This is a genomic window from Paraburkholderia fungorum, assembly GCF_046026025.1.
Taxonomy (GTDB): Bacteria; Pseudomonadota; Gammaproteobacteria; order Burkholderiales; family Burkholderiaceae; genus Paraburkholderia; species Paraburkholderia fungorum_E.
In genome coordinates this window covers 1-13,814 of record NZ_JAQQFL010000031.1, presented here as the reverse complement: position 1 = coordinate 13,814, position 13,814 = coordinate 1, and the positions used below count along the sequence as shown (strand labels likewise).

11 protein-coding genes are annotated in these 13,814 nt (G+C 63.8%); 7 read left to right on the top strand and 4 right to left on the bottom strand.

Annotated elements, in window-relative coordinates; translation table 11 throughout:
• Positions 1 to 13: 13 nt before the first annotated feature.
• The 3 genes from PQR67_RS28125 (at position 14) to PQR67_RS28115 (ending at position 3,899) form a co-directional block, all read left to right on the top strand.
• Positions 14 to 1,015, top strand: a complete 1,002-nt coding sequence (locus tag PQR67_RS28125; RefSeq protein WP_408466110.1) for an FAD binding domain-containing protein — start codon at positions 14 to 16, stop codon at positions 1,013 to 1,015.
• Positions 1,012 to 3,234 carry a xanthine dehydrogenase family protein molybdopterin-binding subunit gene (locus tag PQR67_RS28120; RefSeq protein WP_408466109.1) on the top strand — a complete coding sequence of 741 codons (2,223 nt, stop codon included), beginning with the start codon at positions 1,012 to 1,014 and terminating at the stop codon, positions 3,232 to 3,234. Before PQR67_RS28125 ends, PQR67_RS28120 begins: the two co-directional genes overlap by 4 nt.
• A gap of 77 nt (positions 3,235 to 3,311) precedes the next feature.
• On the top strand, positions 3,312 to 3,899 hold the full coding sequence (locus PQR67_RS28115) for a nucleotidyltransferase family protein (protein ID WP_408466108.1): 588 nt from the start codon (positions 3,312 to 3,314) through the stop codon (positions 3,897 to 3,899).
• Between the two features lie 76 nt (positions 3,900 to 3,975).
• Here PQR67_RS28115 and PQR67_RS28110 read toward each other — a convergent pair whose 3' ends face one another.
• Positions 3,976 to 4,902 carry a LysR family transcriptional regulator gene (locus PQR67_RS28110; RefSeq protein ID WP_408466107.1) on the bottom strand — a complete coding sequence of 309 codons (927 nt, stop codon included), beginning with the start codon at positions 4,900 to 4,902 and terminating at the stop codon, positions 3,976 to 3,978.
• 174 nt (positions 4,903 to 5,076) lie between these two features.
• Between PQR67_RS28110 and PQR67_RS28105 the strand changes: the two genes are divergently transcribed.
• The 4 genes from PQR67_RS28105 to PQR67_RS28090 all read left to right on the top strand — a co-directional run bounded on the left by PQR67_RS28105 (position 5,077) and on the right by PQR67_RS28090 (position 8,721).
• On the top strand, positions 5,077 to 5,781 hold the full coding sequence (locus PQR67_RS28105; protein WP_408466106.1) for an SDR family NAD(P)-dependent oxidoreductase: 705 nt from the start codon (positions 5,077 to 5,079) through the stop codon (positions 5,779 to 5,781).
• A gap of 206 nt (positions 5,782 to 5,987) precedes the next feature.
• Positions 5,988 to 7,505, top strand: a complete 1,518-nt coding sequence (locus PQR67_RS28100) for a UdgX family uracil-DNA binding protein (RefSeq protein WP_408466105.1) — start codon at positions 5,988 to 5,990, stop codon at positions 7,503 to 7,505.
• A gap of 192 nt (positions 7,506 to 7,697) precedes the next feature.
• Positions 7,698 to 8,402, top strand: coding sequence for a PIG-L deacetylase family protein (locus PQR67_RS28095; protein ID WP_408466104.1), 705 nt, complete (start codon positions 7,698 to 7,700; stop codon positions 8,400 to 8,402).
• Positions 8,403 to 8,568: 166 nt separating this feature from the next.
• Positions 8,569 to 8,721, top strand: coding sequence for a hypothetical protein (locus PQR67_RS28090; RefSeq protein ID WP_165614491.1), 153 nt, complete (start codon positions 8,569 to 8,571; stop codon positions 8,719 to 8,721).
• Between the two features lie 80 nt (positions 8,722 to 8,801).
• On the opposite strand, the gene PQR67_RS28085 is transcribed toward PQR67_RS28090, so the two are convergent.
• From PQR67_RS28085 to aepX, 3 genes are read right to left on the bottom strand one after another with little or no spacing between them, the layout of a single operon-like run.
• Positions 8,802 to 9,869: a 2-aminoethylphosphonate aminotransferase gene (locus PQR67_RS28085; protein WP_408466103.1), complete on the bottom strand. Its 1,068-nt coding sequence runs from the start codon at positions 9,867 to 9,869 to the stop codon at positions 8,802 to 8,804.
• 11 nt (positions 9,870 to 9,880) lie between these two features.
• Positions 9,881 to 11,047: a phosphonopyruvate decarboxylase gene (gene aepY / locus PQR67_RS28080; RefSeq protein ID WP_408466102.1), complete on the bottom strand. Its 1,167-nt coding sequence runs from the start codon at positions 11,045 to 11,047 to the stop codon at positions 9,881 to 9,883.
• On the bottom strand, positions 11,044 to 12,765 hold the full coding sequence (gene aepX / locus PQR67_RS28075) for a phosphoenolpyruvate mutase (RefSeq protein WP_408466101.1): 1,722 nt from the start codon (positions 12,763 to 12,765) through the stop codon (positions 11,044 to 11,046). The genes aepY and aepX overlap by 4 nt, the downstream gene beginning before the upstream one ends.
• Positions 12,766 to 13,814: the final 1,049 nt, after the last annotated feature.

The window sequence follows — 13,814 nt, the reverse complement described above, 5'->3', positions numbered from 1 at the left end:
CGGAGCGACCAGCATGGATGCGATCTCTTACGAACGCGCCGGCGACGTCGCCGGCGCCGTGCGCGCAGTGCAGCAGCCAGGGGCGGTGTTCATCGGCGGCGGCACCAATCTGCTCGACCTGATGAAGGGCGGCGTGGCGCGGCCAATGCGCCTCATCGACATCACGCGCATCGGCGGGCTCGATACGGTCACTACGCTGCCGGATGGCGGCATCCGCATCGGCGCCCTGGTGCGCAATAGCGACGCGGCCAACCACGCGCTGGTGCGCGAACAATACCCGTTGCTGTCGCAGGCGCTTCTGGCCGGCGCTTCGTCGCAACTGCGCAATATGGCGACCGTGGGCGGCAATCTGATGCAGCGCACCCGCTGCGGTTACTTTTACGACACCGCCTTCACGCAGTGCAATAAGCGCATGCCAGGCAGCGGTTGCGCGGCGCTCGAGGGCCACAATCGCACGCAGGCGATTCTCGGCGCGAGTCCGCAATGCATCGCCGTGAACCCGTCGGATATGAGTGTGGCGCTCGCCGCGCTCGACGCCGTCGTGCGGGTTACCGGCCCCGCAGGCGAGCGGACGATTCCGTTTGCGGACTTTCACCGGCTTCCGGGCGAACGGCCCGATGTCGATACGACCTTGCAACCGGGCGAGCTGATTACGGCCGTCGATTTGCCACCGCCGCTGTTCAGCGCGAACTCGCACTATCTGAAAGTGCGTGACCGGGCCAGTTACGCATTCGCGCTGGTCTCGGTGGGCGCCGCGTTGCAGATGGACGGCGAGCACGTGAAAACCGCGCGCATCGCGTTGGGCGGCGTCGCGCACAAACCGTGGCGCGCAAGCGCGGCCGAGCAGATGCTCAACGGCCAGTCGCTCACGCAGGCGAGGTTGCATGACGCCGCGGCCGCCGCGTTACACGATGCGAGGCCGCAGCACGACAACGCGTTCAAGGTGCAGCTCGCGCAACGCGCGATCGTACGCGCGGTGAACCTGGCCGCGGGCCGCAGCGGAGGTGTCGTATGAATCTGATCGGTCAACCGCTCGACCGCATCGACGGCCTGCTGAAAGTCACTGGCGAAGCACGTTACGCCGCCGAGTTCCCCGAGGCGCGGCTGGCGCATGCTGTGCTGGTCACCAGCACGATTGCCAGCGGCACGATTACGTCGATCGACGCGAGCCGCGCGCAAGCGTTGCCCGGCGTGCTGCTCGTGATGACGTATCAGAACGCGCCGCGCCTGCCGAATGGCGGCAAGCCCGCGCTAGCGCCGCCGGCAGGCAGGCGCCTGTCGCTGCTGCAGGACAACCAGGTTCATTACAACAACGAGCCGGTCGCGGTGGTGGTCGCCGATACGCTCGAACATGCCACCGATGCCGCGCATCAACTGCGTATCACGTATCAGAGCAGCACCGCGGTACTCGATTTCACCCAGGCAAAGCCAAACGGACATGCGCCCGACAAACCGCAAGGCCGCACCACGGACACGCAGCGCGGTAGTTTCGAGGACGGGCTGCGCAGTGGCGCCGTCCACATCGACGCCGTCTACACGACACCGATCGAGCATCACAATCCGATGGAGCCGCACGCCACGATGGCGCGCTGGGACGGCCCGCAACTCACGCTCTACGACTCGACGCAAGGCGTCAGCAATGCGGCGCAGGCGGTCGCGAGAACCTTCGGTATGCCGGCGGGCGACGTGCGCGTGATTTCGCCGTTTATCGGCGGCGGCTTCGGTGGCAAGGGATCGTCGTGGTCGCACGTATCGTTGTGCGCGATGGCGGCGAAACAGACCGGGCGTCCGGTGCGTCTCGTGCTCGAGCGGCCGCAGATGTTCGGGTCGGTCGGCGCGCGGCCGCGCACCGAGCAGCATTTCACGCTTGCCGCGCGGCACGACGGCACACTGACGGCCATGCGTCACGATAGCGTGTCGAATACGTCGACAATCGAAGACTGGACCGAAACCTGCTGCATGGTCACACGCATGTTGTACGCGGTGCCCAATCAGGTCACGACGCACCGGATCGTGCCGATGAATCTCGGCACACCCACCTTCATGCGCGCGCCCGGCGAGACGACCGGTTCGTTCGCGCTCGAATCGGCCATGGACGAACTCGCGGTGGCGTTGAAGATGGACCCCCTCGCACTGCGCCTGAAGAATTACGCCGAAACCGATCCGCAGGAAAACAAGCCGTGGTCCGGCAAGTCCTTGCGCGAGTGCTATCAGATCGGCGCGGAGAAATTCGGCTGGTCGCGGCGCACCGGCGCGCCGCGCTCGATGCGCAACGGCAACACGCTGATCGGCATGGGCATGGCCACCGCCACCTATCCGGCCAACCGCAGCGAAGCCTCGGCCATCGCACGGATTCTGCCGGACGGCAGCGCCATGGTCGCTTCCGGCACCCAGGACCTGGGCACCGGCACCTATACGGTGATGACTCAGGTGGCCGCCGACGCCCTCGGCTTCGCGCCGGAGAACATCCACTTCGCACTCGGCGATTCGTCTCTGCCGAAAGCGCCTGGGTCGGGCGGCTCGCAATCGGCGGCGAGCGTTTCGCCCGCCGTGCGCGAGGCCGCCAGCGAGGTACGCAACCAGCTAATCGCCCTGGCACTCGCCGACGAAGCCTCGCCGGTACATGGCATCTCACCCGACGACATCACGGTTGAAAATGGCTGGGTCATGAGCCGCTCGCAGCCCACGAAGCGCGATCCGGCAGCGGCGATCATCGCGCGCTCAGGCGGCAAACCGATCGAAGCGACCGCGACGGTCAAACCCGGTGACGAGCGGCAGAAGTACTCGCTTCACTCGTTTGGCGCCGTGTTCGCCGAAGTGCATGTCGATGCGGACCTCGGCACGATTCGCGTGGCGCGTGTGGTCGGCGTGTATGACGTGGGGCGCGTGCTGAACCAGAAAACCGCGCGCAGCCAGATGTTGGGCGGCATCGTGTGGGGCGTGGGCGCGGCGCTCCAGGAAGACACCTTGCTCGATACGCGCTATGGCCGCTTCACCAACGCGAATCTCGCCGAGTACCACGTGCCGGTGAATGCCGACATCGGTTCGCTCGACATCACGTTCATCGACCGGCCGGATCCGTACGTCAACTCGCTCGGCGTGCGCGGCATCGGCGAAATCGGCATTACCGGCGTTCCGGCGGCCATCGCGAATGCGGTGTATCACGCGACCGGCGTGCGCGTGCGCGATCTGCCGGTGACGCTCGACAAGGTCATGGGGACGACACGCGCATAACGGCCCATGCATTGGCGCTTGCCTGCCGCTGCGTTGCATCGCACAATCGGGCACGTTCTTTCTATCGGTGCCCGTCCATGGCCTACGCCTCGCTTGCTACCGGCGTGTTGCTCGCCGCCGGCTTCGGCTCCCGCTTCGACCCGGACGGCCTGCACAACAAGCTCCTCGCGCAGATGCCCGACGGCACGCCCGTCGCGCACGAAGCGGCGCACCGGCTGCTACGGGTTGTCTCGCGTGTGCTGGCCGTGGTGCGGCCGGGCTCGGACGCGCTCGCGCGCCTCCTGAACGACGCCGGCTGCGACGTGGTATTCGCCGAGAGCGCCAAGCGTGGCATGGGCGCGAGTCTCGCCGCCGGCATCGAAGCCAGCGACGACGCCGAGGGCTGGATCGTCGCGCTGGCCGACATGCCGCGCATCGCCACCTCGACGATCGAAGCGGTGGCGCGTGCGCTCGACGGCGGCGCGTCGATCGTCGCGCCGTTTTATCAGGGGCAACGCGGCCATCCAGTCGGCTTCGGCATCGAGCATCGGGACGCCCTGATAGCACTCGACGGCGACACTGGCGCACGCGCGCTGTTGACCTCTCAACGGGTGATGCGGCTGGATTTCGACGACCCCGGGATTCTGCGGGACGTGGATACGCCGGAAGATCTGCGCAACGTTTAACGCGAGCGCGAGCGCGACCGCGCCGTGGACAAACCGGCGCGGGAATGAAATGGCTGAGCCCGAACGTCCGGGCTGATCACAAACCGGCTGACACCTGCACCTGCTGACGACACACTCTGAGAACGAGCTGCCGAAGCCAACGATGAACCGGGTCATTCTCCAAACGGGGATGCCACATCTGAGAAATCGTAAAACCATCCGTTGCGACAGGAAGCTCAAACGCGAAAACGGTGACGGATGTGGCGGGCTGCGTGTCCACAAAGGACGCCGGCAGGAGCGCGACCAGATCGGACGCGCGTGCCACCGCCAACGCGGCCGGAAAGCTGGGCACGATCGCTACGGTCGTTCCTTCCAACCCTAACCGGGCAATCGCGGCGTCGAGAGCGTCAATGACCTGACGACCGTGCGGAGCGACAACGCGGCCAAACGCTGCGTATTGCTCGATCGTCACCGCCTGTTTCAGGTCGAGCGGATGCCCCTTTCTGACCACCCCCATGAAGCGGTCTCGAAACAATGCCTGAACGCGTATCTCAGGCCCCATGTCCTCCAGAACACCAATCTCAAGATCGGCGGAGCCATTTCGCAGATATTCCGCGTTCTTTTCCTGCTTGGACGAAAAGTGCAAACGCACGAACGGCGCCAGTGCCGTCACTTCGGCAATCAAGGGAGCGCCGAGAGCTTCGACGAAAGCTTCATTGACGCGAATCGTCAGGGTTCGGCGCAACGTTGAAAAATCGGGTGCGGCGGGCGACGGACGCAGCAAGGAACGCGCCTCATGCACGAGATTCCGGGTTCGCTCGCGAATCTCTTCGGCATATGGCGTCAGCACCATCTGACGCCCGGCCCGCACGAGGAGTGGATCGCCAGTCTCGGCACGAAGGCGAGTCAGCGTGCGGCTCATGGCCGACGCACTTAGATGCAACGACCGGGCAGCGCGCGTCACGTTTTTCTCGGCAAGCAACGCATCGAGCGCGAAAAGAAGATTGAGGTCCGGTTCTGGCATTTTTTAATCGTCGTCGGCAGAGGTGAGGTAGGGCGTCTGATGCAGATATTAGTTGCATTCAGCGCAGCTTCCGCCATTCCCTGTGTATCGCTATATTGGTTTGACCAATTTACTTAAGAGGATCGCTCTCGTTACCTTCAGGTTCGGGAGCGGCTTCGCTTACCGGGAATGTCAATGCAAAACATACGCTCGCAGAAAACCGTTCTCCTTGTCGGCGCCTCCCGCGGCCTTGGATTCGCGATGGTCGAGGAGTATTTGAAGCGCGGCTACCAGGTCATCGCTACCGGGCGAACGGATTCGACCGAAAAGCTTCGGCAGCTCGCGCAAGCCTCCTCTGGTGCGCTCGAAGTAGAGACTGTCGATATCACGATTCCCGAGCAGGTCGCAGCGCTGCGCGCCCGCCTCGCGGACCGGCGCGTCGACGTGCTCTTTGTGAACGCAGGCGTCAAAAACGACGATGGCGAAACGATCGCGGAAGTCTCGACCGGGGAATTCGTGCGGGTGATGGTGACGAATTCGCTGAGTCCGATGAGAGTCATTGATGCGTTTCAAGACCTGGTCCCGCCGACTGGAACGATCGGCGTCATGTCTTCGGGGCAAGGCAGTCTCACGAATGCCACCAACGCGAATTACGACGTCTACCGGGGGAGCAAGGCCGCACTGAATATGTTCATGCGTACCTTCGCGGCGCGCAGCGCCGAATCTCCGCGCAGCCTCCTGCTGATGGCGCCTGGATGGGTCCAGACAGACATGGGGGGTCCTACGGCGCGCTTGACCATTGAAGAAAGCATTCCGAACCTGGTCAATACGATCGAGGCTTATGAAGGGCGCGCCGGCCTGCACTACCTTGACTATCTCGGACGGGTCGTTCCCTGGTGACGAGCCCTATAACGGAAAAGCCTGTCTGATTGCGGATAGGTCATCGCCCCTGCCTCTGCCCCGGTTGCAATGATGTGCGCCCATTGCGTGGGCGTGATCCGGCTGACTTGATCCAGGCCGGCGGTTTGGCGCATACTGTATATTCATACAGTATTTTGGCCGCATAGGTACGCGCATCACGGTGCGCGTATCCACGGCGCGTCAGCATGAAACACATTCCGATTGAACCGTCTTTCGCCGCATGGCGGCGCGCCGCGCGGGCGCTGTTGCGTCAAGCTGTCGAGCCGTCGCAGATCGAGTGGATTGAGTCTGAAGATGAAGCCGGGGCGCGAGGCGCGCTACCCACTGAGTCCGCACACCCCACTGCAAGCGCCTGCGGCACGGGAATCGCCGCCGGCCCGGCCCCAGCCCCAGCCCTCGCTACGCCCGCGATTCCCCGCGAACTGCTCGCCTGGCTGAAAACGGCAGCGTGCTTCCGCGCGCCGGATCGCTGGGCGCTGCTGTACCGCGTCCTATGGCGCTGGACGCGCGGCGAGCGCAACGTCCTCGATCCCGACGACCCCGACGGCGCGTTGCTGGATCAGCGCATCCGGACTATCGAGCGCGAAACCGAAGATCTGCTGACACTCACCTTCTTCAGACGGCGTGATCCGTCAATGGGGCCGCCCGAATTCGTCGGCTGGTACGAGCCGCATCATGACTTGCTGGAGCGTGCCGCCGCGCGGTTCGCCGAGCACATGGGCAATTCCACGTGGATGCTGGCCACGCCGCACGGCGCGGTGTTCTGGAACGGCATGCTGCTGCGCATCGAGCGGCCGGTCATGACGGAAAGCGAGCAAGCCGCGCCTGCCTTAGCGGCCGGCGCCATGACCGGCGAAGCCGTCACCAGCACGCCCACGGAAGCACTCTGGCTCGCGTACTACAGCAGCGCCTTCAATGCCCAGCCATCGCCGGTGCCGCTGCGCTACTGGAGAATGCCGCCCGCCGGTCCCCCGCTGCCCGCACACCTCGCGCGCGAGCGCAGTCGTCTCGGCGCGCAAAGCGCGGCCGTCACCGTGCCTCGCGCACCACCGGTCGAGTACTCGGCCGTGACGCCCCCCTTGCGGGAGCACACTGGCCCGCTCGCCACCTGCCGGCGCTGCGCGTTATGGCGCAACGCGAAACAGGCGGTTGCGGGCGCCGGACCCGCGCCTGCGGCGATCATGGTGATCGGCGAACAGCCGGGCGAGCACGAGAACCAGCACGGCGAGCCCTTCACCGGCCCGGCCGGTCAACTGCTGGACACCGTGCTGGCGCGCGCCGGACTGGAGCGTCAGGCGCTGTATCTGACGTATGCCGTCAAGCATTACAAATGGGAAACGCTCGACCAGCAGCGCGTCCATCGCACGCCCGTGTGGCGCGAAGTCGAGGCTTGCCAGTACTGGCTGGACAAGGAACTGGCGCGGGTCGCGCCGCGCGTCATCGTCGCACTCGGCGCGACGGCGCTGAAAACATTGACCGGCACGCACGTCAACCTGTCCGAATACCTCGGTCAAACCATCGCTCACGAGGGGCGTCTGATCGTGCCGACCTGGCATCCGTCGTATGCGCTAGGAATGGCCGACGCCACCTTGCGCGACGACATCGTGGCAACCATCGCGACGGCGTTCCGCCGTGCAGCGGCGCTGGCGAACGGCAACGTGCCCGTTGAAGGTGAGCAGGTTCGGGATACGCCGGATGCCTGACGGTGAGCCTCTACGGGAGGCCACCGCAGAATCGGCCCGGCCAGGCACGCGGTTTGCGGCGCTCACGCCGATTACACACGCCGCGCCAATTCCGCCTAAGCTGATGTGACGCCGCCGATCCGGCAAGTTTGTCGCGCGCAATATCGAAGCTTCGGATACGGCCCCGCACGTCTCGCAATCTCCACCTATTCCATGAGCGAAACCAGCCCACGCCTTTTCATCGTCTCGCCCCATTTCGACGACGCCGTCTTCAGTTGCGGCGCATTGCTCGCCGCCCATCCCGACGCCGCGGTCTGCACGGTGTTCGCGGCACCGCCCCAGCAGGAAATGCATACCGAATGGGATGAAAAGTCCGGGTTCACGAGCGCCCATCAGGCCATCCACGCCCGCACGCGCGAAGACAATCTTGCGCTCGAGGTACTCGACGCGATTCCGCTACGCATGTCGTTTCGCGACGGCCAATACATGGATTCGCCGTCGATCGCCCGACTGGCGGCGGCGCTTGAAGAGACCATCTACCGCACCACCGCGAATACGCTGCTCATGCCGCTCGGCCTGCGTCACGAGGATCACGTGCTCGTGTTCGAAGCCTGTTGCGAAATCCTGCCGCGCCTGTCGCACCTCACATGGTTCGCCTATGAGGAGGCGATTCATCGCCGCACGCCGGGTGTCGTGCAGGCACGCCTTGCCGACCTCGCGCAACGCGGCATCGTCGCCACCCCAGCCTATCCGAACGCGAACCACACGATTGATCTGCCACGGCGCATCCAGCTCAAACGCGAAGCGGTCAACGCTTACGAAAGCCAGTTGCGCGCTTTCGGTGCCGGCAACTATGACGACATTTTCGCCGCCGAACGCTACTGGCAATTGAGCGCGGGCCGTCGCAGGAAAAAGTAACGGGCGCCGCGTGCTGGATCGCCTACGCTAGAAGGAAACGACCGGTGGTTGCGCGGATTCGGGCGGACCTGCCGCCCGTGAGCCTTGAGCCATTTTTCAGGCACGCTTGCCGGTCCACCTGTTTGGCACGCTTTCAGCCCTCTTCCCGACTCAAAGAGGTGATGCAATGAGCTACGACATGCATACCAGCCCGATTCCCGATCCGAACGCCGATCCGAATCGGGACCCGGAAGCCGACCCGCTAGTGCCGCCGTCGCCGGGTCATCACACCGAGGAGCCGCAGCGGCCCGATGGACCGCCGGACAAAGATCCGGTGTGACGCCGCCGAGGGCTTGTCGCCAGGTTTCTCACCAGGCTTGTTACCGGACGCGCGACTGAAGGCGTGAGTGAACGCTCGCCTTAGCGTGTCAGCTCGGAAAAGCCTTGCAGGAGACGCTCGATGTCGGCGGCGTGGATATTGCCCATCGTCGAGATGCGGAACAGCTCGGCCGACAACCCACCCTGGCCGGCATAGATGACGAAACCACGTGCCTTCAGCGCGTCGTGCAGTTGCGGATACGACACGCCGTCCGGCAAGCGATACGCGCGCAGCACCACCGACGACTGCTCCGGCGGCAACACACTGCCGATGCCCCGCTCAGCCAGGCCCGCGCGCGCCTGCTCCGCGAGTGCTGCGTAACGCGCGTGACGCGCACGCCAGCCGCCTTCCTCGGCGAGTTCGCGCAGCGCTTCGACCAGCGCGTAGTACGCATGGACCGACGGCGTGAACGGCGTATTGCGCTGATCCTGCAAGCGCGCGAGGCGCCCGAGGTCCAGGTAATACGTGCGGCTCGCCGCCTGCGCCAGCGCCGCGCGCCGCACCAGCACGAACGACGCGCCCGGCACGCCATGCAGACACTTGTTCGCGGTCGCCGCCACGGCGTCGAGACTGGCGTCGGCGAAATCGATCGCTTCCGCGCCGAAGCTGCTCACGCCGTCCACCAGCAGACGCAGACCGCGTTCGCGGCACAGCGCGCCGAGCGCCTGCAGATCGTTCAGACGGCCCGTGGTGGTTTCGTGATGAATCACCGCGACGTGCGTGAACGCTTTGTCCGCGTCGAGGCGTTCGACGATCTTTGCCAGATCCGGCGCCTGCATCCAGTCGTGCTTCAGCGACTCGTGCGCGATGCCGTATTGCGTGGCGATCTGCGAAATACGCTCACCGTACACGCCGTTTTCCACGACCAGCAGCTTGCCGTTTTGCGGCACCAGCGCGGCGGTCATGCTTTCAACAGCGGCCGTACCGGAACCCGTCATCAGGACCGCTTGCCATTCGCTTGCGTCGAGACCGTACAGATCGACCAGACGTGTGCGCGCCTCTTCCTGCAAGTCGAAAAACTCGCTTTCGCGGTGGCACAGATCCGTTTGCAACAGGCTGTTGCGGACGCGTTCGGTGAGCGTCACCGGGCCGGGATTGAGCAGCAGCATGAGCGGACTCCTTAAGCGGCGCCGATGTGGCGCATCAGGCGCGTTTTCACATCGGGCGGGGTGATAGTGGGACGCGGCAGGCCATCGGGCGTGCCGCGGCGAATCGCCAGTCGCGCGAAGCGCGGACCATGGGGTGACGGCGCCGTTTCGAACAGCGCGTCGATCACATCGACGTCGTCGCTCTCAACCGCTGACGCGTAACCGCAAGCCGCGGCGACACCCGCGAACGACACTTGCGACGACACGGTTGCCTGACCACCGGTCGAGTCGTGTGCGCCGTTATCGAGCAGCACGTGCGTGAGATTCGACGGGCCGTACGCGCCGAGCGTCGCGAAGGCGCCCATGCGCATCAGCGCGGCGCCGTCGCCGTCGAGCGCGACCACGTGCAGATCCGGACGCGCGAGTGCCAGACCCAACGCGAACGGCGTCACGCAACCCATCGAGCCGACCATGTACAACTGGTTCGGACGGTCGTCGATGGCATAGAGCTCGCGCCCGCAAAAACCGGTCGACGCGAGCACCACCGTCGAGTCGAGCGGCGTGTGCGCGATGACTTTCTGCAGCGCCTCGTGACGCGAAGCCAATTCATTCGCCGCAACGTTTTTGAATTGCGAACGCGGCGCGGCCGGCACGCGGCGAGCGCTGGCCGCACCCTCTTTCAACTCGTACGGCGCCACGCTGCCCTTTTGCATCACGAGCGCGTACGGACGGCCGGTTTCATCCATATGGGCAATGGCGCGATCCAGCGCCGGGCCGATCGCGTCAGCCTCGGTCGGGAAGGTCTCCCACGGAATCTCCATCGCATCGAGCATCGCGGGCGTGACGGGACCCATCAGCGCGTGCTGCGGTTCGTCCGCGACGCCGGGTTGCCCGCGCCACGTCACGATCAGCAATTGCGGCAAACGGAAGGTCCACGTGAGCGAGGTCAACGGGCTCACCGCATTGCCGAGGCCGGAATTCTGCATCATGGTGATGCCGCGCCGGCCGTTCTGCGCACCGAGCGTGACGCCCGCGATCAACGCAACCGCATCGCCTTCATTGGCCGCCGAGACGTAATGCAGCGACTCATCCTGCAACACGTAGTTGATGAACGGCGTCAGATACGAGCACGGCACGCCTGCATACCAGTCGAAGCCACGCTCGCGAGCCGCCTCGACGAACTGTGCCGCCTCGATCATTGCGCGGCTCCGCTGGCTTCGTTCGTCTTGCCGCCGACCGCTGCCGCGAACGGCGCTTGTGCGTGTGCGAAATCGCCCGCACGGCGGAAGTCTTCGAGATCGTTCACACCGCGCCAGTGGCCGTGCACGTATTGCACTTCGATCGCTTCACCTGCTTCGATCAGCGCATTGAGCAGCGCGGGCATGTCGAGCGAATCGAAATCCGGGCGCGCCTGCAGTTTGCCGAGCACCGCTTGCAGACGCTCACGCCCTTCGCCGCGTACATTCAGCAGACCGACCCAGCGACCATGCGGTGTTTGCGAAGCGATGGCGGACGCTGCGTCCTGCCCGCTCGACACATGACGCAATGTGACCTTGCTGCCGAACAGACCGCGGTCGTCGCCCGCCGAACACCATGCGAAGTCGCGCACGCTGGCGTTTTCCGCATCGGTCAGCGACGAATCGACCACCACGCTGAACGCGGCTTCGCTCTCGACCAGATCGCGCAGGATATAGCTGCGGAACAGCAGATCGCCGTACGAGATGACCGTATCGCCCGCGAGCTTGTCGGCTGCGCAGGCGAGCGACGCCAGCTCGCCGGTTTGCGCGTGACGTTCGTTGACGACCAGCTTGATACCGGCCGTATCAATCGCATCGGCGCGATAACCGCCGACCACGGTGATGTCATTGACGCTCTGCTTCTTGAATGAATCGACGAGCCAGCGCAGGAGCGGCTTGCCCGCGATCGGCAGCATGACTTTCGGACGATCTTCGGTGACGGCTTCGAGCCCCTTGCCGCGGCTTGCCGCGAGCACGACGGCCGCACCGGCCGCGCGTCCGCTCGACAGATAGCGGTCTTCGGCTTCCGAGTATTCGTCGGCGTCTTGCAGGCGGAAGATTTCGTTGACGGCGGCGATGCTGTCTTCGACGTTGACGAGCGTTTCGCTCGAGTGAATTTCCTTGGCGACCGCCTGCATGGCCGAGGTTGCTGCGCGGATCAGATGATTGGCCCAGATGACCGTGCTGATGCCGGCCTCGCGGAACACTTCGGTGGGCGTGCTGTAGTACTTGGTCGGCACGATGACGAGCGGACCGCGGCCGGCCCATTCGCGCGCGAACTCGAGGATTTCGTCGGGACGCGAGAGCTTGCTGTGGATCAGGATCGCATCGGCGCCTGCTTGCCGATAGGCTTCCGCGCGACGCAGCGCTTCGTCCATGCCCCAGCCGGCGATCAGTGCTTCGACGCGCGCGACGATCGAGAAATTTTCATCCGACTGCGAGTCTTTACCGGCTTTGATCTTGCCGCAGAACTCGTCCATATCGGCGAGCGGTTGAGCTTCGCCGTTGATGAAGCTATTTGTTTTCGGGAATTGCTTGTCTTCGATACAGACGCCGGCGATGCCGCGTTGTTCGAGTTTGCGCACGAGGCGGCGCACGTTGTTGAAGTTACCGTAGCCGGTATCGCCATCGAGCAGGATGGGCAGATCGCTGGCATCGGCCATGAATTCGAGGTTATCGACGACTTGCGTCCAGCTGGCTTCGTTATTGTCGCGCACGCCGAATTGGGCGGAGATCGCGAGACCCGAACCCCAGATCGCCTTGAAGCCGGCTTCGCGGACGATACGGGCGGAGAGACCGTTGTGGGCCTCCATCATGAATTCGAGTTCGTTGCTGACGAGCATCTGGCGCAGACGTGCGCTACGGGAAACCGGGATAAATGCAGGTTCGCGGGCGTTCATTTTTTTTAACTCCTGGTGGCGGGCTTATTGGTGCTCTTTGGTGCTCTTTTTTTGCCCGGCTGGCGACTGGAAAATGGCGACTATAGCTGAAATCGTTTTTATTGGTAGTGAGGGTTGGGTTTGGTTTTTTTTGATGTTGTTGTTAAGTGTGGAAATGTGCTGTTTTTTTGCATTTCATGCTGCTCGGTTTTGGTTGGATTTTTTTGGCGTTGTGTGGAGGAATGTGAGGGGGCCCTGCGGGGCTTGGGGTTTGGCGGTTTTTTGTTTTTCTCTTCTATTTTGGTTTTATGGTTTTTTGGGAGTTTCATATTGGTGGGGTTTATTTGCTTTCTGCATTAATTGCGGTAATGGTCTATTAGCGTTGCCCCTGTGCGGGGCAGCACTTACTTTCTTTGCCGCCGCAAAGAAAGATAAGCAAAGAAAGCGGCTCAAACCGCTAACTCTTAAGCGGGGCCCCCGCACAGCCACGGTAGTGGTGCATCTGGAATCCGTGCCCCCGCACATTGAGCGTAAGCGACAAGGCAGTCATACCTCCCGCCTCGCACTACGTGCTCGCCGGAAAGGTTCATCAGGCAAACCCACGCCTCCCTTCGCGTAGCGGGACCATCAGTTTCGCCTCGCCAACGTGCGGAAAGCGCCATGTATTTTGCTATGGAATACTACCTAATTCCTGAAAAATGCGCGTGTAATTAAGACTGGTGAACGTGGGCGAGCAGCGCACAGGTAATGCAGACTACTGAGCGTGGATGGGCAGCACGCGGGTGATGAAGACTGCTGAGTGTCGGCGAACATCACTTGGGCAATGCAGACTGCTGAGCGCTGGCGAGCAACACACGGTTGGAGGAAATATCGCGAGGCGTTAGCAACGACATAGGGTTTAGTGAACTACCGCTACGGCGCGCGCAGCGCCGCCGGAGGTATGACTGCGTTGTCACAAGCGCCAAATGTGCGAGAGCACAGATTCCAGATGCACCACTACCGTGGCTGTGCGGGGGCTCCGCTTATGAGCTGGCGGTGTGAGCCGCTTTCTTTGCTTATCTTTCTTTGCG

What these genes read in the sequence shown, in the direction of transcription:
- PQR67_RS28125 (WP_408466110.1), top strand. Translation starts at nt 14, where the DNA reads ATGGATGCGATCTCTTACGAACGCGCCGGCGACGTCGCCGGCGCCGTG.
- PQR67_RS28120 (WP_408466109.1), top strand. Translation starts at nt 1,012, where the DNA reads ATGAATCTGATCGGTCAACCGCTCGACCGCATCGACGGCCTGCTGAAA.
- PQR67_RS28115 (WP_408466108.1), top strand. Translation starts at nt 3,312, where the DNA reads ATGGCCTACGCCTCGCTTGCTACCGGCGTGTTGCTCGCCGCCGGCTTC.
- PQR67_RS28110 (WP_408466107.1), bottom strand. Translation starts at nt 4,902, where the DNA reads ATGCCAGAACCGGACCTCAATCTTCTTTTCGCGCTCGATGCGTTGCTT.
- PQR67_RS28105 (WP_408466106.1), top strand. Translation starts at nt 5,077, where the DNA reads ATGCAAAACATACGCTCGCAGAAAACCGTTCTCCTTGTCGGCGCCTCC.
- PQR67_RS28100 (WP_408466105.1), top strand. Translation starts at nt 5,988, where the DNA reads ATGAAACACATTCCGATTGAACCGTCTTTCGCCGCATGGCGGCGCGCC.
- PQR67_RS28095 (WP_408466104.1), top strand. Translation starts at nt 7,698, where the DNA reads ATGAGCGAAACCAGCCCACGCCTTTTCATCGTCTCGCCCCATTTCGAC.
- PQR67_RS28090 (WP_165614491.1), top strand. Translation starts at nt 8,569, where the DNA reads ATGAGCTACGACATGCATACCAGCCCGATTCCCGATCCGAACGCCGAT.
- PQR67_RS28085 (WP_408466103.1), bottom strand. Translation starts at nt 9,869, where the DNA reads ATGCTGCTGCTCAATCCCGGCCCGGTGACGCTCACCGAACGCGTCCGC.
- aepY (WP_408466102.1), bottom strand. Translation starts at nt 11,047, where the DNA reads ATGATCGAGGCGGCACAGTTCGTCGAGGCGGCTCGCGAGCGTGGCTTC.
- aepX (WP_408466101.1), bottom strand. Translation starts at nt 12,765, where the DNA reads ATGAACGCCCGCGAACCTGCATTTATCCCGGTTTCCCGTAGCGCACGT.